The 22518-nt window shown below is 61.6% G+C and carries 23 protein-coding genes; 13 read left to right on the forward strand and 10 right to left on the reverse strand.

The window, feature by feature from the left end; translation table 11 throughout:
• Window positions 1–8 precede the first annotated feature (8 nt).
• The 4 genes from ACILSO_RS28675 (at window position 9) to ACILSO_RS28690 (ending at window position 3025) form a co-directional block, all read left to right on the forward strand.
• A complete protein-coding gene (locus ACILSO_RS28675; protein WP_395740924.1) occupies window positions 9–725 on the forward strand; it encodes an ABC transporter ATP-binding protein in 717 nt (238 codons plus the stop codon).
• Between the two features lie 12 nt (window positions 726–737).
• A complete protein-coding gene (locus ACILSO_RS28680) occupies window positions 738–1853 on the forward strand; it encodes an ABC transporter permease (RefSeq protein WP_395740925.1) in 1116 nt (371 codons plus the stop codon).
• A gap of 39 nt (window positions 1854–1892) precedes the next feature.
• The gene (locus ACILSO_RS28685) at window positions 1893–2651 is read left to right on the forward strand and encodes an outer membrane lipoprotein-sorting protein (protein WP_395740926.1); all 759 of its coding nucleotides are present in this window, start codon (window positions 1893–1895) and stop codon (window positions 2649–2651) included.
• Window positions 2652–2725: 74 nt separating this feature from the next.
• On the forward strand, window positions 2726–3025 hold the full coding sequence (locus ACILSO_RS28690) for a hypothetical protein (protein ID WP_395740927.1): 300 nt from the start codon (window positions 2726–2728) through the stop codon (window positions 3023–3025).
• Between the two features lie 96 nt (window positions 3026–3121).
• On the opposite strand, the gene ACILSO_RS28695 is transcribed toward ACILSO_RS28690, so the two are convergent.
• Genes ACILSO_RS28695 through ACILSO_RS28710 form a run of 4 tightly spaced genes read right to left on the reverse strand, consistent with a single transcriptional unit; the run spans window position 3122 to window position 6426 of the window.
• Window positions 3122–3886 (reverse strand): ABC transporter ATP-binding protein, encoded by a 765-nt coding sequence (locus ACILSO_RS28695; protein WP_395740928.1) that lies wholly within the window; start codon window positions 3884–3886, stop codon window positions 3122–3124.
• Window positions 3871–4545 carry a molybdate ABC transporter permease subunit gene (gene modB, locus ACILSO_RS28700; protein WP_395740929.1) on the reverse strand — a complete coding sequence of 225 codons (675 nt, stop codon included), beginning with the start codon at window positions 4543–4545 and terminating at the stop codon, window positions 3871–3873. Before modB ends, ACILSO_RS28695 begins: the two co-directional genes overlap by 16 nt.
• A 1-nt stretch (window position 4546) precedes the next feature.
• Window positions 4547–5347 carry a molybdate ABC transporter substrate-binding protein gene (modA, locus tag ACILSO_RS28705; RefSeq protein WP_395740930.1) on the reverse strand — a complete coding sequence of 267 codons (801 nt, stop codon included), beginning with the start codon at window positions 5345–5347 and terminating at the stop codon, window positions 4547–4549.
• A gap of 17 nt (window positions 5348–5364) precedes the next feature.
• Entirely contained in the window at window positions 5365–6426 is a 1062-nt protein-coding gene (locus ACILSO_RS28710; RefSeq protein ID WP_395740931.1) for a substrate-binding domain-containing protein, read from the reverse strand.
• Window positions 6427–6463: 37 nt separating this feature from the next.
• Between ACILSO_RS28710 and ACILSO_RS28715 the strand changes: the two genes are divergently transcribed.
• From ACILSO_RS28715 to ACILSO_RS28730, 4 genes are all read left to right on the forward strand, one after another.
• Complete coding sequence (locus ACILSO_RS28715; protein WP_395740932.1) at window positions 6464–7825, forward strand: alginate export family protein; 1362 nt, start codon at window positions 6464–6466, stop codon at window positions 7823–7825.
• Window positions 7826–8029: 204 nt separating this feature from the next.
• Window positions 8030–8524 carry a hypothetical protein gene (locus ACILSO_RS28720; protein ID WP_395740933.1) on the forward strand — a complete coding sequence of 165 codons (495 nt, stop codon included), beginning with the start codon at window positions 8030–8032 and terminating at the stop codon, window positions 8522–8524.
• 108 nt (window positions 8525–8632) lie between these two features.
• On the forward strand, window positions 8633–8884 hold the full coding sequence (locus ACILSO_RS28725) for a hypothetical protein (protein WP_395740934.1): 252 nt from the start codon (window positions 8633–8635) through the stop codon (window positions 8882–8884).
• Window positions 8881–9912 (forward strand): YihY/virulence factor BrkB family protein, encoded by a 1032-nt coding sequence (locus ACILSO_RS28730; protein WP_395740935.1) that lies wholly within the window; start codon window positions 8881–8883, stop codon window positions 9910–9912. Before ACILSO_RS28725 ends, ACILSO_RS28730 begins: the two co-directional genes overlap by 4 nt.
• A gap of 633 nt (window positions 9913–10545) precedes the next feature.
• On the opposite strand, the gene ACILSO_RS28735 is transcribed toward ACILSO_RS28730, so the two are convergent.
• Window positions 10546–11070: a DUF4142 domain-containing protein gene (locus ACILSO_RS28735; protein WP_395740936.1), complete on the reverse strand. Its 525-nt coding sequence runs from the start codon at window positions 11068–11070 to the stop codon at window positions 10546–10548.
• Between the two features lie 536 nt (window positions 11071–11606).
• Here ACILSO_RS28735 and ACILSO_RS28740 point away from each other — a divergent pair.
• On the forward strand, window positions 11607–13709 hold the full coding sequence (locus tag ACILSO_RS28740; RefSeq protein WP_395740937.1) for a hypothetical protein: 2103 nt from the start codon (window positions 11607–11609) through the stop codon (window positions 13707–13709).
• A gap of 37 nt (window positions 13710–13746) precedes the next feature.
• Here ACILSO_RS28740 and ACILSO_RS28745 read toward each other — a convergent pair whose 3' ends face one another.
• The 5 genes from ACILSO_RS28745 to glgX form a co-directional block, all read right to left on the reverse strand.
• Complete coding sequence (locus ACILSO_RS28745; protein WP_395740938.1) at window positions 13747–14469, reverse strand: response regulator; 723 nt, start codon at window positions 14467–14469, stop codon at window positions 13747–13749.
• 775 nt (window positions 14470–15244) lie between these two features.
• A complete protein-coding gene (locus ACILSO_RS28750; protein ID WP_395740939.1) occupies window positions 15245–15487 on the reverse strand; it encodes a hypothetical protein in 243 nt (80 codons plus the stop codon).
• A gap of 35 nt (window positions 15488–15522) precedes the next feature.
• Entirely contained in the window at window positions 15523–15867 is a 345-nt protein-coding gene (locus ACILSO_RS28755; RefSeq protein ID WP_395740940.1) for a DUF2934 domain-containing protein, read from the reverse strand.
• Between the two features lie 248 nt (window positions 15868–16115).
• Window positions 16116–16622: a ferritin-like domain-containing protein gene (locus tag ACILSO_RS28760; protein ID WP_395740941.1), complete on the reverse strand. Its 507-nt coding sequence runs from the start codon at window positions 16620–16622 to the stop codon at window positions 16116–16118.
• 274 nt (window positions 16623–16896) lie between these two features.
• Window positions 16897–19029 carry a glycogen debranching protein GlgX gene (gene glgX, locus ACILSO_RS28765; RefSeq protein ID WP_395740942.1) on the reverse strand — a complete coding sequence of 711 codons (2133 nt, stop codon included), beginning with the start codon at window positions 19027–19029 and terminating at the stop codon, window positions 16897–16899.
• Between the two features lie 237 nt (window positions 19030–19266).
• Here glgX and ACILSO_RS28770 point away from each other — a divergent pair, with 237 nt between their 5' ends.
• The 4 genes from ACILSO_RS28770 to ACILSO_RS28785 all read left to right on the forward strand — a co-directional run bounded on the left by ACILSO_RS28770 (window position 19267) and on the right by ACILSO_RS28785 (window position 22504).
• Window positions 19267–19896, forward strand: coding sequence for an SOS response-associated peptidase (locus tag ACILSO_RS28770; protein ID WP_395740943.1), 630 nt, complete (start codon window positions 19267–19269; stop codon window positions 19894–19896).
• Between the two features lie 194 nt (window positions 19897–20090).
• A complete protein-coding gene (locus ACILSO_RS28775; RefSeq protein WP_395740944.1) occupies window positions 20091–21683 on the forward strand; it encodes a response regulator in 1593 nt (530 codons plus the stop codon).
• Between the two features lie 5 nt (window positions 21684–21688).
• Complete coding sequence (locus tag ACILSO_RS28780) at window positions 21689–22000, forward strand: hypothetical protein (RefSeq protein WP_395740945.1); 312 nt, start codon at window positions 21689–21691, stop codon at window positions 21998–22000.
• Window positions 22001–22048: 48 nt separating this feature from the next.
• Complete coding sequence (locus ACILSO_RS28785) at window positions 22049–22504, forward strand: universal stress protein (RefSeq protein WP_395740946.1); 456 nt, start codon at window positions 22049–22051, stop codon at window positions 22502–22504.
• The last annotated feature ends 14 nt before the right edge of the window (window positions 22505–22518 follow it).

Consider the following 22518-nt stretch of genomic DNA (forward strand, 5'->3'; position numbering starts at 1 on the left):
CCTTTCCCATGAATGCCTCCACAAGCCTCTCCAAACCTGCAGCCCGCAGAGACTGCGTCTTTGCAGCGGCCGGACTGAAGAAGGAATATGATGAAGGTCAGGTGCAGGCGCTGCGTGGTGTGGATTTCCAGATCATGCAGGGGGAGTTTGTCGCCATCATCGGGCCGAGCGGCTGCGGCAAGTCCACGCTGCTGCAGATGCTGGGGGCGCTGGACCTGCCAAGCTCTGGTAGTTTGTATTATCGGGACGAGTCGGTGCCGGATCTCAAGGATCCCTCAGGTTACCGGGCGCAACAGATTGCGTTTATTTTCCAGGCTTTTCATCTGCTGCCCACCTTCACGGCTCTGGAGAACGTGCAGATGCCGATGCTGGAGGCGAAGTGGAGCCGGGAGGAGCGGGTGGACCGGGCGCGGCAGCTGCTGAAGTCGGTGGGAATGGAGCACCGGATGGGCCACTTTCCCTCCAAGCTTTCCGGCGGGGAAAGGCAGCGGGTGGCAATCGCGCGCAGCCTGGCGAACCGTGCGCCCGTGCTGCTGGCCGACGAGCCGACGGGGAACCTGGACAGCGAGAACGCGCAGCTGATTCTGGAACTGCTGGTGCGGCTGCACCAGGAGCAGAGCATGACGGTGGTAATGGTGACCCACGACCTGGAAATCGCGCAGAAAGCATCGCGGATTATTGCGATGAAAGACGGCAGAATTGTGTCGGATTCCGCAAAAAATTAAGACAAGTTAACCATGAGTTTTTTAACCATCATCATGCGCGGATTGTGGCGGAGGCCGGTCCGGACGGGACTGACCTTGATCGGCATTGCCATCGGCATCGCGGCGGTGGTGGCGCTGGTGGGGATCTCGCGAGGGTTTGAAAAGAGCTGGGGTGCGGGCGCGAAGGAGCGGGGCATCGACATTGTGGTGAGCACGCTGAGCAGCGGGCTGACGCCGAAGCCTTTCAGCAGCGAGGTGCGGGACCGCATCGCGAAGATGCCGGAGGTGGCAATGACGTGCTCGGTGTTTGTGGACCTGACGAGTGTGGAGAGCGCGTCGATGATGATGGTGTCCGCACGGGAATGGGGCGGCTTTTCATGGAACAATCTCAAACTGCTTTCCGGACGCATGCCAAAGGATGCGATGGAGCCCGCTGTCGTTCTTGGCCAGACGGCAGCGGAGTCTTTGAAGAAGAAGATCGGGGATCCGCTGCAACTTGAGACGAAGGAGCTCACGGTGGTGGGGATCTTTGACGGCGGGGCGCTGGTGGAAAATGGCTCGGTGGTGCTTTCGCTTCCGCTGTTTCAGGAGATCACGGGAAACGAGGGGAAGCTGAACATCCTGGATGTGCGGGCGGCGCAGAGGCTGGATGAGGCGGGAATGCGGGCGCTGTGCGAGAAGATCAACGCGACCGCGCCGGAGGCGAAGGCGGTGATCGCAAGCGAGCACATCAAGGACAGCGAGGCTTCGAAGTTTATCCGCGCGATGAGCTGGGGGACTTCCCTGCTGGCGGTGGTGGTGGGAGTGCTGGGGGTGATGAACACAATGCTGATGACGACGTTTGAGCGGAAGCAGGAGATGTGCATTCTGCTGGCCATCGGATGGAAGCGGGGGCGCATCCGGCGGATGATTTTATGGGAATCTGCGCTGCTGGGATTTCTGGGTGGCGTGGTGGGCGTGGTGATCGGCGTGGCGGGTGCGAAGATGACGGAGCAGATGCCGTCTGTGCACGGTCTGCTGGAGCCGGACCTGAGCCTGCAGCTGGTGGTGACGTCCGTGGCCATCTCGATCGTGGTGGGCGTGGTGAGCGGGCTGTACCCGGCGTGGCGGAGCTCGCGGCTGACGCCGAGCCTGGCGCTGCAGGGGTGATCTCATTTTTTAAAACAACACACTTCTTATCAATTTTTTATGAAAACGATTCTCTTACTTTTGGCGGGCGCTCTTGTGGTATGTGATACCAGAGCGCAGGAGGGCGCCGGGGAGCTGGCGGCGCGGATGAATGCGTTGCAGCAGGACGGGAGCTCGGTGATCCGGCTGAAGATGGATCTGCCACAGGGGACGCTGCAGGTGCAGATCAAGCAGCGGCGGACCGCAGGAGTGACGGAGGCGGTGTACCAGGTGCTGTGGCCGAAGGAACGCGCGGGGGAGGCGGTGCTGCTGAAGAAGAGCGGGAAGCAGGGTGCTAGCGGGGCGGTGTTTGCGCCGCCGGACACGCTGCGGACGCTGGATGCGGCGCAGATGAAGGGCACGGTGTTTGGCAGCGACCTGGCGTATGCGGATGTGGTGGAGAATTTCTTTGCGTGGGAGAACCAGGCGATCGTGGGAACGGAAAATGTGGGGAGGACGAGCTGCCAGATTCTGGAGTCGAAACCGGGCAAGGGTGACCGCTCGATCTACTCGTCTGTGAAGACGTGGGTGGATACCCGGAGGCTTGTGCCGATGAAGGTGGAGAAGTATGTGAGCGGGGGGCAGCTGGCGCGAAGGATCGACACGACGCGGGTGGTGACGCAGGACGGGCGTGCGCTGCCGGCAAACCTGACGGTGCACGATGTGCTGAAGGGAACGGCAACGGAGCTGGACGGGTCCAACATCAAGCGTGGCATGTCCTTTGAGGAGGGCACGTTTTCGCCGGCGGGGCTGAAGAGCGGAATGGCTAAGCCCGAATGAGGACCGACGCGCGAATGATGAAATGACCGGGTGATGGTGCTGAGAACGGTGAACAATTTATTACGCCACTTGTTATGGTCCACTTCATTCAACTGGTGCTGCCTTTGTGTCCGAACGATCAGCAGCCCACGCCGGACAAAACGCTGCATGCGATTGTCAAGGCGGAACTGACCCGGCACTTTGGGCGATGCGATGCGCATACACGCACGCCTGCGGACGGCCGCTGGACGGAGGGCGGGCAAGGGAGGCATCAGGATCTGGTGATCTATGAGGTGATGTCGAGATTGATCGATGATCAGTGGTGGGAATGGTACCAGGAGGTGCTGGAGAAGAGATTTCGGAGAGTGCAGGTGATTGTGAGAACGCTGCCGTAGCAGTAGCTGATGGGTGGTGGACGCCCTGACTTTTGCAACGCGAAACTGACACGCAAATATAGACATGATGAACCCGACAAGTCTCGGGCAGCAATCTCAAATCAAGACAGTTGCTGAGGCCGGATTCTCCTGCCGCTGTAGTCCCAGGGCCCGTGCCACCTCAGCGTTTGCAGGTTTGGCAAAGACATCCGCCGCACTTCCTGACTGCTGCACCTGACCGCCATGCATGACGACGAGCTGATCACCCAGCAATCTCGCTTCGGCGCGGTCATGGGTGACGAGGATCACGGGCAGATCCAGGCTGCGAAGCTGCTGGCACAGGTCGTCACGCAAATCCTCACGCAAGGCCGTGTCCAGGGCTGAAAGCGGTTCGTCAAGCAGGAGCAAACGCGGACGACGTACGATGGCGCGGGCCAGGGCCACACGCTGCTGCTGGCCACCGGAAAGCTCACGCGGCAGCATTTTTCCGAGACCGGCGATGTCGTAGCGCAGCATGATCTCCTCCACCCGCGAATGGCGCTCACTCTTCGGCAGTGCGGCGAGGGCATAGCCGATATTTGCGGCCACGTCGAGGTGCGGAAACAACGCGTAGTCTTGAAACACAAACCCGATGCCGCGCTGCTGCGGTGTGAGACACACTCCGGCCTTCGCATCGAGCCACGTTTCGTCGCCAAATCGAATCTCACCCTTCTCGGGGCGCTCCAGACCAGCGAGACAGCGAAGCACCGTGGTCTTTCCGCATCCCGAGGGCCCGAAGAGCACGGTCACGCTGTGCGCATCGCATCGCAGGCTGGCGCTGCCGTGAATAACCGCGCCGCCTGGATAATGCTTGATGAAATCGGCGGTCAGCGTCCCGGCCATGGGTGGAGAATTCGACGTTGAAGAGCGTAGGTGAGCGAAAGCACGGCAAACGAGAAGAGCAGCATGGCCAGCGCGGTTTGATTCGCGGCGGCATAGTTCAGAGCCTCCACTTCATCATAGATGGAAACGGAGATCGTGCGCGTCACGCCTGGCAGATTGCCGCCGACCATGAGCACCACGCCAAACTCCCCCATCGTGTGCGCAAAACTCAGCACCACGCCCGCCAGCACCCCCGGCCACGCCAGCGGCAGCACCACGCGGCGGAAGGTGCCCAAGCGTCCAACACCCAGGCACCACGACGCCTCGACCATCCGACGGTCCACCGTCGCAAAGGCGCTCAAGAACGGCTGAACGGCAAACGGCAGGCTGTAGAGCACCGATGCGATGAGCAGCCCCTGAAATGAAAACGGCAGGCGCTGACCGAATACGCTCTCATAGAAACGTCCCACCGGACTGTGCGGGCCGATGGCCATCAGCACATAGAAGCCGAGCACCGTCGGTGGCAGCACCAGCGGCAGCGCCACGACGGCCTCCAGCAAAAAACGCCAGCGCCAGCGCGTGTTCACCAGCCACCACGCCAGCGGCAGGCCGAGCGCGCTGAGAATGCAGGTCGTGCAGGCAGAGAGCCGCAGACTCAGGGTGACAGCCTGCCAGTCCATGTCACTTCGCAGGCAGCTTGAATCCGTGACGCTGCAAAACCTTGCCGCCCGCCTCGCCGAGCACGAAATCGCGGAACGTGCGGGCCGCATCAGCGTTCGGCGTGCGTTTCAGGATGACCATGCCCTGCTCGATGGCAGGAAACGCATCTGCAGGCACCTCCCACCAGCGGCCTTTGTCCTTCATCTTGTCAGACACCGCATGCGAGAGCGCCAGGAAACCGATGTCCGCCGCGCCGCTCTCCGTAAATTGCGCCGTCTGCGAGATGTTCTCCCCCAGCACGAGCTTCGGCTCTGCCTGCTCATAGACCTTGAGCGATTTCATTGCCGCGACCGCCGCCACGCCATACGGAGCCAGCTTTGGATTCGCGATGGCGATCTTCTTCACCGCAGGATCGTTCAGGGCAGCGATGCCAAGCTTCTCCACATCGAGTGGCGAGGACTTCGGCACCCATAGGACGAGTCCGCCGATGGCATACGGCGACACCTTTCCATCCAGCGCCAGTCCTGCTTTCGCCAGTTTGTCCGCGTACTCCATGTCAGCGGCAAGGAACACATCAAAGGGGGCTTCATTCTGGATCTGCGCGACGAACTTGCCCGAGGAGCCATACGTCGCCTTCACCGTCACCTCGGGATGCGCCGAGCTGAACTCCTTCAGAACATCCTCCATCGCAAACTGCACGCTGGATGCCACCGCGATGGTCAGCGTGCTGGTTTCCGTCTTGCCTGCGGGGGACGAGGCAGGGCGGCACGCACTGAAAATGCAGGCGCAGGTGAGGAGCAAAGCGGCGTGGCGTCGTTTCATCAGAGCTGGGTTGGAAATCAAACCGAGAGCATTTCGCCCGTGTGGCTCGCGTCATAGCCCGGCAGTTCGTCGATCAGACGGCGATGCGCCCGGCTGCGCAGCAGACGAATGAGCGCCTGCACTCGCGGATCACGCTCCATCGCGGCGGGAAAGCACAGATCGAGCGATTCATTGCGCACGGGAAGAAACCGCAGCCCTGCATCCTCGGCGCACAGGCGCACACAGACGCCCGCCTCCGCCCACCCGCCGCGCACGGCTTCCACGACGGCCTGATGACTCAGCATCACCCGCTTTGATTCACGCGGCTTCTCCAGCAGATTGTCCAAGCACTCGCGTGCCGCAGATCCAGGCTCGCGCATCGCCCACTGGCGCACCTGCCTGGCGCACACCGACACGCTGCGTGTGTGATCATCGGCCGGCAGCACGATGCCTTCCTGCCAGTCCGCGCTGCGCAGCAGGCGATAACCGCCGCCGAGATTCGTACGCACCGTCTCCGCATTGCGCTCCGGTTGTTCCACCGTCGAACGATGCAGCGCCGCGACATGCACCACACCACGCTTCAAAAGCTCCAGCGCCGCACCACCACCACGCGGGAATGCCAGCAGACGGAACCCCGATGCCGCCGCGTATTCCGCCGCCAGCAGTCCCGCCGCCGGGTCACATCCGGCCAGCACGAGCGTTTGCGCCGCATCCCAGTCGCCGCGCTCATGCAGCACCTTGTCACGACAGATGCCGTCATGCGACCATGCGCTGCCCTGCAGCGTCTCCACGGGGTACAGCCACTTCTTCCCGCCCACCTCCGCCTCCCAGTAGCGATTCGTGTCAAAACGCGGCTCCCAGGCCCACGCGGAGCCTTCGCCATGCTTCGCCCCGCCTGAGCCAAACAATTCCTCCACGCTGCACTCCAGCGCCTTCGCCACCGCCAGCGCCGCCGTGACTGAAGGCGTCAGCCGCCCCGCCTCAATGGCGCTCACCGAACTGCGTGGGATGCCCGAGGCTTCCGCCAGCTCATCCTGCGACCAGCCGCGGGCTTTCCGGCGTTCCGCCACAGGATGCGTCTGTGAAATTGTTTTTGACATGATCCTGTCTTTTTATGACAGGATGCTAGTGATGTCAATGCCTCCCTCCCTTCGTGCCTTCCTGGCATCCCTCTCGCTGCTGCTATTTGCTTTCGCAGCCCCGGCAGCCGAAACCGCCTTCAAGCCCGTCATCACGCGCAGCACGGCGGCCAATCGCATCGCGGAGAAGCCTGAGTATGCGCATGCGTTCAGCAATGACGTGGACTGGCTGGAGGTCGGCTTTGAATCACGCACGCGTTATGAGGTGCGCGGCAATGACTACACTTCAGCCCTGCTCTCTGATGACGCGCTCGTCACTCGCAACCTGCTCTACCTCGGCGTGAAGAAGGCGCTCGATCCGCTGCGCCTCGTGTTCGAGTTGCAGGACTCGCGCCGCTTCTTCAGCGATTTATCCGCCAATTCGAATGTGTCCGACACTCTGGAACCGTTGCAGGCTTATGCGCAGCTGTATTTCGAAAACGCAGCCGGCGACGCACCTCTGAGCCTCAGCTTTGGCCGCATGGCCTTCGACTGGGCCGACCGCCGCCTCATCTCACGCAATCGCAACCGCAACACGATCAGCGCCTTCGATGGCATCCGCCTGCGCATCGGCAGTGAAAATGCGCCGTGGGAGATCGATGCCATCGCCGTGCGTCCCGTGACGCGCAGCATACAGAATCTCGACCAGTCCACCGATGACCTCATGCTCTACGGCCTCGCCGCTTACTGGCGTGGCTGGTCGCCGCATGTCGTGCTGGAGCCCTACTGGCTCTGGCTGGATCAACGCGAGGCCGGCACCATGGCCCAGCGGAGAAATCTGCACACGCTCGGCCTGCATGCTTTCGGCCAGTGGGGCAAGGCGAACGCGTGGGACTACGATCTGAGCCTCGCCGGACAATGGGGATATTCAGGCGGACTCGCACAACGCGCCTACGCAGGCCATGCCGAGGCCGGTTACACCTGGAGCACCGCATGGAAGCCACGTCTCGGCCTCTGGCTCAACTACGCCTCCGGCGACAGCAGCGCCACCGACAAGAGCAACCAGCGCTTCGACCCGCTATATGGCGCGACGTATTCGTTCTACGGCTTCAGCAGCTACTTCAGCTGGCAGAACATCATCAATCCCGCGCTGCGCCTCAGCTTCCAGCCTGTGAAGACGCTCAAGTGCGAGATCATCCATCGCGGCATCTGGCTCGCCTCCTCGACCGACTCGTGGGTGAAAGCCGGACGCCGTGATGCCACCGGCAGCAGCGGCAGCTACGTCGGCCAGGAGCTCGATCTGCGCTTCGTCTGGCAGCTCAGTTCATTCTTCGACATCGACTTCGCCTACGCGCACTTCTTCCCCGGCACCTTCGTCAAAAACACTGGCGCAGCACCTCCCGGGAACTTCATGCAGGTCGCGGGAACGCTGAGGTTTTGACGTGAGACAGGCTGCTGTGGCTGGCTCGGCGAAGAGAGCGCTGCGTGCTTGTTCGGTTTTTTTGATGGCCTGGAAAGCGAGAGTGTTCGCGGATGCGCCTGCCGGCCCCAGGTTTTTATCCTGCTGGTGGATGAGGGGGGCATAAGAGGGGCGATGCGGGAGGGGAGTACACGGCCAGGAGGGGGGCGGGAGACGATTTGATGGATGATGAAACCGAAACTTACTTTCTCACATCGGGCGGATCTGATTGATCTGGCATCGTTTGATGACACCAAGGCGGTGGAGCCGTGCTGCATGCATTTGATTGACCATGGCATCGACACGGAGGTCTATGATGAAAGCGACCTGCAGTCGTTCGTGTTTTTTAACAAGCCGCGGGCGAATGTGAAGCTGCAGGTGAAGGAGGAGGACTATGCGGAGGCGGTGGAGCATCTGATCGAATTTGAGCAGCAGCACCCGGAGATGGCGTCGTCGATCTATTCGTGCCCTGAATGCGGATCGTTTGCGGTGGAGTATCCGCAGTTTTCGCGGAAATTCATGACTCCGCTGCTGCTGGAATGGATGAGCCACCTGGGGCTGTTCAAGAAGCAGTGCTACTGCCGCAAGTGCCACGCGATGTGGCTGCCGACCCAGCGGCATGAGATCAATCCACGCCATCTGCGGGCGCACGCGGACATCCTGGTGCCGCCTCCGGCATGATGGCGGATTTTGGCGTGGCTGCCATGGGCGTCGAGTCAATGGCGGTCGCAGGTGATTCGAGCGACGAAATGAACCAAGACGAGAAGCAACCTTCAACCTGATCTAGCAATGAAACTTCGCGTGACCCCCAACTACCGCCGCAGCACCGAGATGGAGGCTGAGGCCATGATCAATGAAGGCGGAGCGATCCGCCAGCCCAGCATGCGGGAAGCGGACCGGGCGCTGGCCCATCTGCGTGCGCCGGGTGTGCGGCCGTTCTGGGTGAAGTATCTGCCGAGCCCGGTGACGGTGTTCTTTGCAAGCTTTGCCACGAGCCTGGTGGTGGCGCTGCTGATCAACCGGCCGCATGAGAAGGCATGACGGGAGGAAAGACCAGCGGGAATGAAGCGACGGCGACGGATGCTGCGTCCGCGTGGGTGGAACGATGGCTGGAGCGGAAGGGGCGGCTGAAGTGGCCGCTGCGGATTTCGGAGGCGTTTTTTGTGAAGCACCGGCTTCTGGGCTGGCTGCGACGGGTGTGGCGGATGTTCTGGGCGGCGGGAATGAAGTTTTTGGCGATCGACGGGGACCAGCAGGCCGCGGCGTTTGCGTATTACGCGTTTTTCGCGCTGTTTCCGCTGATCCTGCTGTTTGTGACGGTGGGCTCGCAGATCTGGGACCATGACACGGTGGTGAGGTATCTGATCGAGAACCTGGGGCAGTACACGCCGTTTAACAGTGCGGACCGGAGCAAGGTGGATGCGGCGATCCATGGGATCGTGGATGTGCGCGGGGGTGTGAGCGCGCTGGCGATGGTGGGGCTGACGTGGAGCGCCTCGCGGTTTTTTCATACGATGGTGCGGGGTGTGAACCGGGCGTGGGACACGATCGAGTACCCGTGGTGGCAGCTGCCGCTGCACAGCCTGATGATGCTGCTGCTGGTGGCGAGCGCGCTGTTTCTGGGGGTGCTGGTGCCGCTGGTGGTGGGCTACGTGCGCCGCACGGTGGTGCTGCAGGACGCGACGGTGGGAGTGACGTTTGAGGTGATCCTGCTGCTGGTGCCGACGCTGCTGCTGTTTTACGGGCTGAGCATGCTGTACAAGTTTTCGCCGAGGCGGCGGACGGTGTTTCGGGAGGTGGCGTTTCCGGCGTTTCTGACGACGATCCTGCTGCAGGTGTGCCGGCAGCTGTTTGAACGGTATGTGTATGAACTGAGCAACTTTAACACGGTGTACGGGGCGTTTGCGGTGGTGGTGGTGCTGCTGATGTGGATCTACCTTTCAGGGGTGATCATTATTTACGGGGGATGTTTGTGCGCGGCGCAGGCGCGAGTGTTTGGGGGCGGGAGGCGGTATGCGATGGCGCATGTGCGTGCGGGGGGCGGGGCGCGCGGGGAGAGGCGGAGGTGAGATGGGAGATGGGTGGGGACACCGGGAGGGATGGAGTATGGGGGGACGCGTGGCTGCGGCGGTGGGGCGTGAAGACGCTGCTGGTGAACGCGGTGTGGAAAGAAGGCGATGGGTTTGCTTCCATGGGTGCGCTTGCAAAACCCAGGGGAGCACTCGCTATCGCTCGGCACCCCTGGGCTCAAGTACGGAAAGCCGTTGGCCTTCGATGCGGGATCGCCAGGCTGTTGGGCAGGTGTTCCTAGGCTGGGGGGCTGGGAGATGAGGGAGCGTTGATCGACAGACAGGTGTGTCTTTCGTACTTTCTGCTGGCTGGGCTGTTGGAGTCGTGATTTGGGATGAGGTGAGACTGCTGATGCTGAATGCTGGTGCCGCACGTGCTGGCTGGGGTGGAGCTGACGGGACGCGAGCGGGTGGTTGGGGCGGCCCCTCACCCGGCCTCTCCCCAGAGGGAGGGTTGTGTTTTTTTGGAGGGGTTTCGATGGGGAGAGGAGGGATTAGGATGTTCCCTCTCCTGGGATGGCTTAATGGCAGGATGTGGTGGTTTGTGCTGTGCGGGAGAAAAAAGAAAACCCGTCCGGGGGTCGGACGGGTTTTCGGGGGTTTTAAAGTGAGAGTGAGATGTCGGCGGGGAGATTATTTGCCGGCGAGCTCTTTGACCTTGTCGAGGTGGGCGCGGAGGGTGGGGAGGGTCTTGGTGGCCCAGGCCTTCACATCGGCGTCTTCGGCGTTTTTCTCGGCGTCTTCGAAGTTGGAGATGCAGTCTTTGTGGTCTTTTTCAAGCTGCTTGAGGAAGGCCTTGTCGAAGTCTTTGCCGCTGACCTTTTCGAGGTCTTCGAAGGCTTTGGCGGCCTTGGGGGTGATGACGGCGGAAAGCTGCACTTTCTTGGACTCGGCGAGGGCGGTGAGCTCGGCGTTGGCCTTGGTATGATCGGTGACGAGCATGGTGGCGAGGTCCTTGACGTCGGTGCGTTCGGCCTTCTGGGTGCCGAGGGTGGCGATCTTGACTTCAGCCATGCCATCGGCGCCGGCCATCTTGACGAATTTTTCATCGGAGGCCTTGAGGGCGGAGGTGGAGTCAGCGGCGCTGACGAGGGATGTCAGGTTTCCGACTGCGGCGAAGGCGAGCAGAAGGGCGAAGGTGAAGGGGTTTGATTTCATGGTAGGTGTATGGGTTGTTTTTTGGTGGAGGGGTTCGTGTGATTGATTGATGAACGAACTCCTCTCCGACTTGCATCGGCGTGAGTGATGCGGGTGGATGTGCGCATGGCACGAGGGGGGAATGGCGTGCGTAAGTGAAGAGAAGTCGGTTTCACTGGGGAAAAGTGATGAAAATGAGAGCGCTACCAAGAGATGCCTGAGGGGTGCCTGATGGGGCGATCAGGGATAGAGTGGATGGTGCGAGCGCGGCCTTTTCGAAGGGTTTTCCTTTTTTGATGAGCGGTGGACGGAGAGGGTATGTCTTCTTCACGCGCCCCTGCACGTGTTGGCGAGGTGGGACTTGAAGGAATTTGTGGGACGAGGGAGGGCCGGAGCAAGGAGCGCGGAATGACTGACAAGAGACAACTACTTATAAGCATCTGTAACCGCGTTATTCGTGCGATCATTCCAATGACTCGGTCCCACATGCTCTGCGGAAGTATTTCCTTTCGATCTCTATGAAGACGCGGCTGTTTCCTCGACTTGCCAGTGGCGCCATGCGTTACCTGCTTGGCGTTGGCGGCATGGCCGTGGTGCTCGGATGCCCGATGTGTCTTGCAAGCATCGAGCCGGGACAGATAACGGCGATACAGGAGAAAGAGAAAAAGTCTGAAATCCCGGTGGAACCTCCTGGGTTTCGCTACGGGGTGCTGCGCGCGTGGGTGGCCCAGGGGGGTGGAGCGGAGCACGGGTCTCAGATCCGGAGCGAACGAATGGGCGTGGGGGACGTGCTGGTGGTGGAGGTGAAGAACTTCAACGGCTGGCTGATCGACCGTGTGGACAATCTGCATGCGGTGGACGCGCAGTTCATGAAAGGGGCGAGCGGTGCGCTGCAGGCCATCATCCGCAACGGGCGGCTGAAGCTGGCGCTGGACGCGCGCCAGGTGGCGAACGCGGCGCAGCAAGGGAAGCTGGATGAAGCACAGATTGAGGAGTTCATCGACGGGGGTGTGCTGACGGCGGAAGACGAGACGAAGATTCACGAGCTGAGGAAGGAGCCTCCAGCGCAGGGTCTCGCGCGCCACCCGCTGAGCGGGAAGCGCCCGGAGCTGGCGGCGGAAGATGTGGTGGAGGAAGTACTGAAGCTGCCGAGCTTTCAGGGGCTGGGGAGCAGCCTGCAAGGCGAGGCGAAGACGACGCCGGAGAAGACGGCGGTGCTGATCCAGGAGGCGCCAAAAGTTTTCAACGAGCTGATGCGGAAAAAAGCGTCTGAACTGAAGCTGCTGATCAATGACCTGGTGCTGACCGGTGCGACACCCACAAACGCGGAGGTGGAGGTGACGAACCGACGCGCAGGTAAAACTGCCAACGATGACTACTTATGGTACTTCTTTTCCTTGGAGGAGAACGAGTTCAACACGGATGTCTGGCAGCAGCTGAGAAAGCGCATCCTGCTGGAGGAGAGCATCAAGCTGACCCTGAACTGCCCCTTTGACGGACGGCCGTACCCGCTGGAGACGGCGATCGAGTATGTACCTCAGGGCGGCAAGATCCAAGAAGGCCATTATGAAATGCGGCTGGTGATCATCAGCCCGGGAAAACTGAGAACAGCGGTGCTGATCATGATTGTGTGCCTGGGGATCTTTTACATGGGTGCGGGGCGGACGGACCTGATCCGGGACACGCTGGGAAATCTGCGTCCGGACGGCATCCTGCCCTACAGCCTGGCACGTGCTCAGATGGCGTTCTGGTTTATCCTGGTAGTGGGTTCGTTTCTGTTTCTGTACATTTCATTGAGCAAGATTCCCAAACTGAATGACACGTGCCTGTGGCTCATCGGCATCGGCGCGGGAACGGCGCTCGGGGCGGCGGTGATCACGGAGGACCGCAGCAGGACAGGAGGCGGGAGCCAGGCATGGCCGCGGGCGCGGAATGAGGGGGAGAAACGCCACGAGTTCATCGCGCGACTGAGGGCGGAGGTGGTCAGACTGCGGAAAGTGAGGGATGCGGACAAGACCAGCCTGGAGAACGAGATCATGGCCCTGGAAGAGCTGATCAGCACCACGAAACAGGAGCTGAATCAGGCGAAGGACCACGAGCGGCCGAGGCTGGTCCAAGCGATGGCGGATGTGGAGGGAAAGATCCGAGCCAAGGAGGTGAAGCTGGCAACGGCCGCCGAGGGCGAGAGAAAGGCCATTGAGGATCAAATTGACGCCGAAAAGAGGGAGCGCTCCGAGATGGTGAAAGAGCTGGCGGCTGCCGACGAAAAGATCGAGGGGCTGCGTTCTGCTCTGAGCCGCTTGAAGGCAGAAGCCACGCGGCTGAGCACGAGTCTGGCGCTGGCGCGAATCGGAACGAGTCCGGAGAGTCTGGCGGAGCTGGAAAGATTGGAGGCGCAGCTGGCCAAATGCGGGCTGCAGAGCAGGAACGCGGTGATGAGGGTTCTGGATGACTGGATGACGGAGGATGACCATTACAGCTTTCACCGCTACCAGATGCTGATCTGGACGCTGGTGCTGGGGGTGGTTTTCATCCTGAATGTGAGCGTGACGCGCGCGCTGCCGGTTTTTGATGCGACGCTGCTGGCCCTGCTGGGGATTTCCAATGGCACCTACCTGGGCTTCAGACTGCCAGCGGTGATGAAGAAGCAGTGCGCCTGAGGGGGTGGAAAGAGGCGCGGGGTGGCGCGCCGGAGTATCAGAGATTGGCTTCGCGATTGACCCATTCGACGGCGGCGCGGACGAGCTCCGGGGCGGTCTTGAGGTGGAGCTTCTCTTTGATGTGGGCGCGGTGGGTTTCGACGGTTTTGACGCTGAGGAAGAGGCTGCGGGCGATCTCGCGGGTGCCGCGGCCTTCGCCGACAGCACGGAAGATTTCGAGTTCGCGGTCGCTGAGCTGCTCGACGGAGGAGGTGCCGGGCTCGGCGATGCGGCCGGTGAGAAAGGTATTGAGAAGGCGGCCGCCGATGGCTTCGGAGAGGTAGAGGCCGCCGCCGAGGACGCGACGGATGGCCTCGATGACTTTGTCCGAGGAGGCGGCTTTCATGACGTAACCCCGTGCGCCGGCACGGAGGGCGCGCTCGGCATAGGTGGACTCCTCATGCATGGAGATCATGAGGGCGGGAAGCTGAGGATGCACGGCACGGATGGACTTCATGAGCTCGATGCCGTTGGTGCCCTGAATGGAGATGTCCAGGGTGACGATGTCGGGGCGGAGTTCGTCGACGGCGCTGAGGGCCTGGGCGGCGGAGCAGATCTCTCCGCAGACTTCGAGATCGGGCTCGTGATTGATGAGCTGGATGATGCCGTTGCGGAAAATGGGGTGGTCATCCACGATGAGGACCCGGCGTTTTTTCGGCGCGGCTGCGGGTGCCGGCGAGGCGGGTTTTTGGGCAGAGGCTTTGGAAGATGCTTTCGCCATGATAGGCAGAGTGGAGGCTAAAAGCAGACAGGATGCAAGGTGGCAATGCTCAATTTGGGCGGGGATATTTTGCCGGGGTGCGGGGCGGCTGGGCTGCGGGGGACGGGTGCTGGTGTGGAGACGCAAATGGGCGGGAGCGGAGGGTTTGAGATTGGGGGTATGTTTGGGGGGTGTTGTCGCGAAGGACGCTTCACGATGGCTAAAGCCGGTGCGACAATACGGCGCTGGCTTGCTTGGAAGGTGGGGTGTTTACGAAGGCTCTCCCGCGCTCCTTCAGAGCGCGACCTTGAGAGGGATGGTCACGCACCTAAACCCAGGGCTTGCGCCTTGGGCTGAGTCCGGCGGGCCTTTGGGCATACCGCGAGAACTTGCGGGTCCTTGGCAGAGAGCAAGGTGCTTGCGCGTCTTCGGCCTAGCGGAGGTCTTTTGTGGGCCGGTCAGATGGTCACGGTCGCTGTTATTTCACCTAACCGTTTTCAACTGCTCGTGGTTCGAGCTCGGGTCATCTGCCGATTTCTTGAAGAGGGCGACTGTGGCGGCGGTCCCCTTCCCTGGCTGCAGGGAGGGGAGCTGGAAAGGGGAAGGCCGGTCTGAGCGGGGCTTTTGCTGGCGATGCGTGACCTTCAACGGAGTGGCATTGGGTGCCTGGAGATGTGCCGGGAAGAAGGGCACTCCGTTGAGGGCGGTTGTTCGCAGCGATGTTGTGGGGGTGCAGCCAAAAAAGATTGGTTGCAGGGCAGCTGGCAGGGTGCGCGAGAAACGCGCGGATGAGGGGTCAGGCCATGACTGCGGTGAGACCGATGGCGCTTTCACGCGGGCCGGACCAGTCGAGACGATGACCGACGATGCATGGCGGGAGGTCGTTGGCCTGGTAGAGGGATTTGAGCCCGCAGAGGACGCCGAGGCTGACGCGGCCGTCCGCGAGAGACTGGGAGTTTAGCAGGCATTGGGCGCACATTGCGGTGCCTTTCCAAGGGCAGGCCCAGGAGCAGGGTTTAAGCGCATGGCTGGTGGACATGGTGGTGGTTGGGGGGGTGGGTGGTGGAGGAGGGGCTAAGCGATGAAAGCGGCGGGTTCGTTGCGGGTGATTTCCTTTTCTGCCTGGGACCAGTTGTGCTCGTGGGTGCCGTCCGGGCAGCCCTGCTGCTGCCAGATGTGGTAGGCGCGCGCGGCGATCTGATCCTGCAATGAAGGAACGAGGGAGTCGGTGGCGATGGAGTTGGAAGCGATGGAACTGGTGCCGTTGGAGTGGGCACCGTTGGAGTGGGCACCGTTGGAGCTGGCACCGTTGGAGGTCTGCGCGGGGGTGCTGTTCAGGGGGGGCGCAACGGCTGGTTTTTTGCTGCTGGCGGGGGCCTTTTTGGCGGGCGCGGTTTTGGTTGGGGATTGTGTTTTCATGGGGGATAACAGGGGGTGATTGTGCGCGTCTTATTCAATCTCAGCAATCAGGAGGGGTCCTGCTTGTGAGGTCAGGCAAACCCTGATGGCGATGCCATGGTAAAAGATGCATCTCGATAGGGGCATTTGAAGTAGCGGGCTGCGGGGCGATGCGCGGAGGCAGTGTTTTTAAAAGAAAAAAAGGGCGTGAGAGCGGTGATGCTCTCACGCCCCGTGGGGGGCTTCAGGTTTGGGGGGAAAGGATTTATTTACTCGACGTCGACGAGCTCGGCGGCTTCCACGTTGATGGTGGTTTCGGCGAGTTCGGTGAGCTTTTCGTCGGTGGCGCGCTCTTCATCGAGGGTCTCGGTGAGGATGCGGACGGTGTCGCCGTAGCCGAGGCACTCGGCGAGGGCGCGGGCGGTGCCGTAACCGGCGATCTCGTAATGCTCGACACGCTGGGCCGCGCCAATGAGGGCGGCATCGCGGACGACGTCTTCGGCGTCTTCGCTGATGAGTTCGCTGCCTTCCTCGATGAGGCCTTCCATGGCTTTGCAGCGATGGCCGGTGAGCTTGCAGCCGAGGATTTCGGCGATTTCTTCGAGGCGGGTGACGTGGTTTTTGGTCTCCTCGAGGTGCTCTTCAAAGCCGGCGCGAAGGTCTTCGTTGGTGGCGGCTGCGGCCATCTTGGGAAGGGCTTTGACGAGCTGATTTTCGGCGCTGTAGAGGTCTTTGAGTTCGTGAACGAGGAGGTCCTGGAGCGTTTCAAGTTTCATGGTGTGGCGGGTGGTTTGTGTGAGCGCGAAGGTTTCGACTCGTGGGAGGGGGATGGCTGTCAGGGCGGTGGATGATTCGGCGGATGAGGGGCCTTAGGGGGTGAGCCTGAGAGGTGCTGGATGACGGGAGCGCAGGGTGATGGCGCTGGGTTTATCGGGGGCGCGATTGTTTGAGGATCGTGGAGGACGTTCGAAAGCGCCGGAGGGCCGGCGCACTCCAGGAAGCTGGCGCGATTTTTTTTGCTCCTGTGCCTTTTGTTTTCGGCGGCAGCGGTCAGGCGATGCGGCGGAGGAGTAGGAAGGAGCGCTCGGTGAGGGTGAGCTTGGTTTCGGCAGGATGCTCGGTGGGAGTGTCGAGGAAGCCGGTCTCGAGGTTGGTGTCGAGGATGAGGGACCAGCGGCTGGCGATGTGGTTGGGGAGGACGAAGTCCACGGGCAAGTGGGAGGCATTGAGGAGCATGAGGAAGGTGTCGTCATGCATGGGTGCGCCGTGCCAGTCGCGGACGTCGTGGGAGTCTCCCCAGAGGAGGACGCCCAGGGTTTTGACGAAGTGGGTGCCCCACTCTTCGTCGCTCATTTCCTGGCCGGCGGGATTGAGCCACATGATGTCTTTGACGCCTGCGCCGCGGACTTTGCGACCGTAGAAAAACTTGGGGCGGCGGAAGGTGGGATGCTCGCGACGGAGGGCGATGAGGCGGCGGGTGAAGTCGGTGAGGGACATCTCTTCGTGAGTGCGGTCCCATTTGAACCAGCTGATCTCATTGTCCTGGCAGTAGGCGTTGTTGTTGCCGTTCTGGGTGCGGCCGTATTCATCGCCACCGCAGAGCATGGGAACGCCCTGGGAGAGCATGAGGGTGGCGAGCATGTTGCGAAGCTGACGGCGGCGGAGGGCATTGACGGAGGGGTCGTCCGTGGGGCCTTCGGCGCCGCAGTTCCAGGAGTGGTTGTTGTTGTCGCCGTCGTTGTTGTTTTCGCCGTTGGCTTCGTTGTGCTTGTCGTTGTAGCTGACGAGGTCGTAAAGGGTGAAGCCGTCGTGAGCGGTGATGAAATTGATGCTGGAGTAAGGGCGGCGGCCGTCGTCCTGGTAGAGATCGCTGGAGCCGGTGAGGCGCGCGGCGAGTTCGCCGACCTGGGAGTCATCGCCTTTCCAATAGGCGCGGACGCAGTCGCGGTATTTGCCGTTCCATTCGGCCCAGCCGACGGGGAAGTTGCCGACCTGGTAGCCGCCTTCGCCGACGTCCCAGGGCTCGGCGATGAGCTTGACGCGCTGGAGCACGGGGTCCTGGTGGATGATGTCGAAGAAGCCGCCGAGCTTGTCCACTTCATGAAGGCCGCGCGCGAGGGTGGAGGCGAGGTCAAAGCGGAAGCCGTCCACATGGCACTCGGTGGTGAAGTAGCGCAGGGAGTCCATGACGAGCTGGAGGACATTGGGGTGGCGCATGTTGAGCGTGTTGCCCGTGCCGGTGTAGTCCATGTAGTGGCGCGGCGAGTCTGCGACGAGACGGTAGTAGCTGGCGTTGTCGATGCCTTTGAAGGAAAGGGTGGGACCGAGGTGATTGCCTTCGGCGGTGTGATTGTACACGACGTCGAGGATGACCTCGATGCCGGCGGCGTGGAGGTTTTTCACCATCTGCTTGAACTCGGTGACCTGCTGGCCTGCGGCGCCGGAGGAGGAATAGCGGCTGTCTGGCGCGAAGTAACCGATGGTGGAGTAGCCCCAGTAGTTGGTGAGGCCGCGGCCTTCGAGGAAGCTGTCGTTCACAAAATGGTGAACGGGCTGGAGCTCGATGGCGGTGACGCCGAGGCGGCGGAAGTAGGCGATGGCGGCGCGGGAGCCGAGGCCGGCGTAGGTGCCGCGCTGCTTCGCCGGGAGGACGGACCAGAGCTTTGAGAAGCCTTTGACGTGGACTTCGTAAATGACGGTTTCGGCCATGGGGCGGTCGATGCGGCGGTCTCCGGACCAGTCGAACTTGTCGTCGATGACGACGCAGCGGGGCATGAGGGAGGCGTTGTCGCGCTTGTCCATTTCGAAGTCTTCATTGCCGCCGATGCGGTAGCCGAACATCTCATCCTTCCATTTGAAGCCGCCGGTGAGGGCCTTGGCATAGGGATCGAGCAGGAGCTTGTTGCGATTGAAGCGATGGCCTTCCTCAGGCTTCCAGGGGCCGTGGACGCGGTAGGCGTAGAGCGCGCCGGGGCGCACATCATTGAGGTAGCCATGGAATACGTGGTCGGTCTTTTCGCGCAGCTGCTTGCGCATGATCTCGCGCTGAGGGTCCTGGGGATCGAAGAGGCAGAGCTCCACCTTCTGCGCGTGTGCGCTGAAGAGTGCGAAGTTTGTGCCGACGCCGTCCCAAGTGGCGCCGAGGGGATAGGGGTGGCCTTGTCTGACACGGAAGGAATTCATGTGCCACGAATTCGCAGATCGGGAGAAGGGCGGATGTACCTATCAGGGATGCAGGCCGATGAAAAAAGGGCGGCGTGGCGGTGAAAAGCGCCCGTGGATGGCGGAGCGGCGCGGAATCGCATACGGGCGCATGGGCGGACTGGTGAGAGTGAGATTTATATTTTCACCAGGAGATACAAATTGTGAAGGGAAAGAGGGCCGCGGGTGTCAAAGCATTCGAAACTACCATGACATGCCATGAACACACGTTACACGATTTCCGCAGGAAGTGTGGCGAAGACGGCGCGGAGGCTGCTGCTGAAGCAGCCGGAGCTGCCCGAGAGCCTGCACCATGCGCCGCTGCAGGCGGGGCCGGTGATCCGGGTGCAGGAGGGAGAGACGGGCCAGATCGAGATGATGCGCTGGGGGATCACGCTGAGATGGCTGCCCAGGCCGCTGATCACCGCCAGGTCCGAAACGATCGCGCAGAAGCCGAGCTGCCGAACCACGTATGAAACCTCCCGCTGCCTGGTAATCGCGGATTCCTTTTATGACCGGCATGGCGGAGAGAAGGCGCATGAGGTGACGGAATTTCGACTGCCGTATGACGAGCCGATGGTGTTTGCGGGCATCTGGGCGAGCCTGCCGCAGAAAAAGGGCGGCAGCACGGAGGGCTATGCGATCCTGACGACGCGGGCCAATGAGATGGTGCGCGAGGGGCAGGAGCGGATGCCGGTGATCCTGCGGCCGGCGGACTGGCACCGCTGGCTGGCGCCGGAGTCCAATCCGAAGGAGCTGGGATACCTGCTGCAGCCGTGGACGGGTACGCTGACCGCCCGCCGGACACGATTGGCGGGCTCCCTGGGAGCGGGCGAGGGCGGCGCGTAAAAGAGGAGGCGGGGGGAAAACTGAAGACGGCGGGGATTTCCTTCCGGCGCAGACTTCAGGGAGGCCCCCGGCGGGGGCGTCAGATGGAAAAAGGCAGGCCACAAGCACAAAGCCGGGAGTGCGACGAGGCACGAATCAAAAGGTTGAGGAGCGCTGCTGGAGACCCACTTCACGACGCCGAACCAACCCACTCCATGCAGGAAAGAACTTTACTGATACTCGATGGCAATGCGGAAGACCGGTCCAATGTGATCGGGCACCTGCGCTGCGATTCAAACTTTGCCTACAACGTGCTGGAGGCAGCCACCATCCGTGAAGCACTGGAAGTGCTGAAGAGCCGGCAGCCGGACTGCGTGGTGCTGTACCAGCAGCTGGCGGACGGCAACGGCCTGGACTTTCTCCGAGCCGTGGCGGACGCCCAGGGGAAGCTCCCCTTCCCTGCGATCGTGCTGACCGCAGGAGGCGGACAGGAGACGGCCGTGGCGCTGATGAAAGCGGGCGCGCTGGACTGCCTGGTGAAGACCAACGCCACTGCGGACGCGATACGGCTGGCGGTGAACAATGCCATCTACCAGATGCGGGTGGAGCGGCGGATGGAAGAGCAGCAGCAGGAGCTGAAGCGGCTGTATGCGGAGTCCAGCGTGCACAATGAAGAACTGCGCGCGGCGAATTCTGCCAAGGATGATTTCCTGGCGATGCTGAGCCACGAGCTGCGCACGCCGCTGACGCCGGTGCTCTCCCTGGTTTCCTCCACGCGGGGTGACAGCACGCTGACGCCGGCGCTGCGGGAAATCTTTTCGGTGATCCAGCGAAACGTGGAGCTGGAGGCGCGCCTGATTGACGATCTGCTGGACCTGACGCAGATCTCCAGCGGAAGGCTCAAGATTGAAAAGAACCCGGTGGACATCCACCGCTGCATCGAGGCGGCGCTGGAAATCTGCCAGGAGGGATTTGAGGAAAAACGGATTCAACTGAAGAGCAGGCTGGAGGCGGCGAACCCAATGGTGATGGGAGAATCCGCGCGGCTGAACCAGGTGTTCTGGAATCTGCTGAAGAATGCGATCAAGTTTAGCAAACCGCACGGTCATGTGAGCATCACGACGGTGAACGACCATGACAGCATCGTGATCGAGATCAGCGATGACGGGCTGGGCATTGATCCGGAGCGGCTGCCGGGAGTGTTTGGCACCTTCCACCCGATCAAACCACATCCCACAGCGACGGGAATAGGACTGGGGCTGGCGATCACACGCGCGGTGGTGGAGGGGCATGCGGGGACGATCCAAGCGGAGAGCCAGGGGCAGAACAAGGGAGCGCTGTTCCGCATCCGCATTCCATCCTCGAAAAACAAGCCTGCGGAGGCAGATACGGCGCGGACCACGCCGGGCGAAAACGTGCGTGGCAAGAGCATCCTGGTGGTGGAAGACCATGAGGACACCCGGCGCGCCCTGGCGCGGGTGCTGCAGCGGAAGGGATTTCAAGTGAGGGCTGCGGGCAGCGTGGCTGCGGCGTATGAGCAGTTTTCGATTGCCTCGCCAGATCTCATGATCTGCGACATCGGGCTCGCTGACGGAACGGGATGGGAGCTGATGAACAAGCTGCACCAGCGTGGGCCGGTGCGGGCGATCGCGGTGAGCGGCTACGGCATGGAACATGACGTGAAGAGGAGCCGTGACGCCGGATTTTTGGAGCATCTGACGAAGCCGATCAACATCGCCAACCTGGAAACGATGATCGTTGAGACGCTCTCCAAGGAAGAGGCGACGACAACGCATGGAACATCCTAAAAGACATGAAAACGATCAGCCTGCACGAGCTTGAAGAATGGCAGGAGCGCGACCGGCGCTATGCGCTGCTGGATGTGCTGCCGGACAAGGCAGCGGACGAGACACGGCTGACGGAATCGCGTTGCCTGGACTTCGTGGAAAAAGTGAAGTGCCTGGGCGTGGGGACCAACGAGGCGATCGTGCTGTATGAAACGGACACGGCCCGCATCGAGTCGGAGGCGGCAAGCCGGGCGCTGATGGATGCGGGATTTCATGAAGTCTATTGTTTCACCGGACCGCGCGCGCGATATTATGCCACACAGCACGGGCCGCCGTGATACAAGATGTCTGTGACCGTACCCACAAATCTAAACGAAAGGATTTCAATGAAAACGATTGTCGCGCTGGTGGATTTTTCAGATGCTGCTTCCAAGGTGCTGAACTACACGCAGATGCTGGCTGCTGCGATGGGGAGCCGCGTGGTGCTGCTGCATGTGACGCCGCTGGAGATTCCCGTGGCCACGTATGGCGCGGAGGTGCCGCCGATCCCGGTGGAGCCTTCGCTGGAAACGCTGCGAGCGCATGAGGAGCGTCTGGAGGAGCTGCTGATGGGACTGAAGAAAGCGGGCGTGAACGCCACGGCGCATCAGGCCAAGGGGCCGCTGGCGGAGACGGTGGTGAACGAGGCGGAGGCTCTGCAGGCGGATTTGATTGTGATGGGGACGCACCATCACAGTGCGCTGTATCATTTCTTCATTGGGACGATGACTGCGGATGTGCTGAAAGCAGCGACGATGCCGGTGCTGGTGGTGCCGTGTGATGGGGATGCGGCGAGGGTTTGAAATGGGAGTGATGG

The organism is Prosthecobacter sp. (assembly GCF_044226605.1).
GTDB lineage: Bacteria > Verrucomicrobiota > Verrucomicrobiia > Verrucomicrobiales > Verrucomicrobiaceae > Prosthecobacter.

Bases quoted from the DNA above. Each gene is read 5' to 3' on its own strand.
- ACILSO_RS28695 (WP_395740928.1), bottom strand. From the start codon at position 3,886: ATGGCCGGGACGCTGACCGCCGATTTCATCAAGCATTATCCAGGCGGC.
- modB (WP_395740929.1), bottom strand. From the start codon at position 4,545: ATGGACTGGCAGGCTGTCACCCTGAGTCTGCGGCTCTCTGCCTGCACG.
- ACILSO_RS28690 (WP_395740927.1), top strand. From the start codon at position 2,726: ATGGTCCACTTCATTCAACTGGTGCTGCCTTTGTGTCCGAACGATCAG.
- ACILSO_RS28740 (WP_395740937.1), top strand. From the start codon at position 11,607: ATGCGTTACCTGCTTGGCGTTGGCGGCATGGCCGTGGTGCTCGGATGC.
- glgX (WP_395740942.1), bottom strand. From the start codon at position 19,029: ATGAATTCCTTCCGTGTCAGACAAGGCCACCCCTATCCCCTCGGCGCC.
- ACILSO_RS28675 (WP_395740924.1), top strand. From the start codon at position 9: ATGAATGCCTCCACAAGCCTCTCCAAACCTGCAGCCCGCAGAGACTGC.
- ACILSO_RS28715 (WP_395740932.1), top strand. From the start codon at position 6,464: ATGCCTCCCTCCCTTCGTGCCTTCCTGGCATCCCTCTCGCTGCTGCTA.
- modA (WP_395740930.1), bottom strand. From the start codon at position 5,347: ATGAAACGACGCCACGCCGCTTTGCTCCTCACCTGCGCCTGCATTTTC.
- ACILSO_RS28760 (WP_395740941.1), bottom strand. From the start codon at position 16,622: ATGAAACTTGAAACGCTCCAGGACCTCCTCGTTCACGAACTCAAAGAC.
- ACILSO_RS28775 (WP_395740944.1), top strand. From the start codon at position 20,091: ATGCAGGAAAGAACTTTACTGATACTCGATGGCAATGCGGAAGACCGG.
- ACILSO_RS28685 (WP_395740926.1), top strand. From the start codon at position 1,893: ATGAAAACGATTCTCTTACTTTTGGCGGGCGCTCTTGTGGTATGTGAT.
- ACILSO_RS28735 (WP_395740936.1), bottom strand. From the start codon at position 11,070: ATGAAATCAAACCCCTTCACCTTCGCCCTTCTGCTCGCCTTCGCCGCA.
- ACILSO_RS28725 (WP_395740934.1), top strand. From the start codon at position 8,633: ATGAAACTTCGCGTGACCCCCAACTACCGCCGCAGCACCGAGATGGAG.
- ACILSO_RS28755 (WP_395740940.1), bottom strand. From the start codon at position 15,867: ATGAAAACACAATCCCCAACCAAAACCGCGCCCGCCAAAAAGGCCCCC.
- ACILSO_RS28750 (WP_395740939.1), bottom strand. From the start codon at position 15,487: ATGTCCACCAGCCATGCGCTTAAACCCTGCTCCTGGGCCTGCCCTTGG.
- ACILSO_RS28720 (WP_395740933.1), top strand. From the start codon at position 8,030: ATGATGAAACCGAAACTTACTTTCTCACATCGGGCGGATCTGATTGAT.
- ACILSO_RS28745 (WP_395740938.1), bottom strand. From the start codon at position 14,469: ATGGCGAAAGCATCTTCCAAAGCCTCTGCCCAAAAACCCGCCTCGCCG.
- ACILSO_RS28770 (WP_395740943.1), top strand. From the start codon at position 19,267: ATGAACACACGTTACACGATTTCCGCAGGAAGTGTGGCGAAGACGGCG.
- ACILSO_RS28710 (WP_395740931.1), bottom strand. From the start codon at position 6,426: ATGTCAAAAACAATTTCACAGACGCATCCTGTGGCGGAACGCCGGAAA.
- ACILSO_RS28730 (WP_395740935.1), top strand. From the start codon at position 8,881: ATGACGGGAGGAAAGACCAGCGGGAATGAAGCGACGGCGACGGATGCT.
- ACILSO_RS28680 (WP_395740925.1), top strand. From the start codon at position 738: ATGAGTTTTTTAACCATCATCATGCGCGGATTGTGGCGGAGGCCGGTC.
- ACILSO_RS28780 (WP_395740945.1), top strand. From the start codon at position 21,689: ATGAAAACGATCAGCCTGCACGAGCTTGAAGAATGGCAGGAGCGCGAC.
- ACILSO_RS28785 (WP_395740946.1), top strand. From the start codon at position 22,049: ATGAAAACGATTGTCGCGCTGGTGGATTTTTCAGATGCTGCTTCCAAG.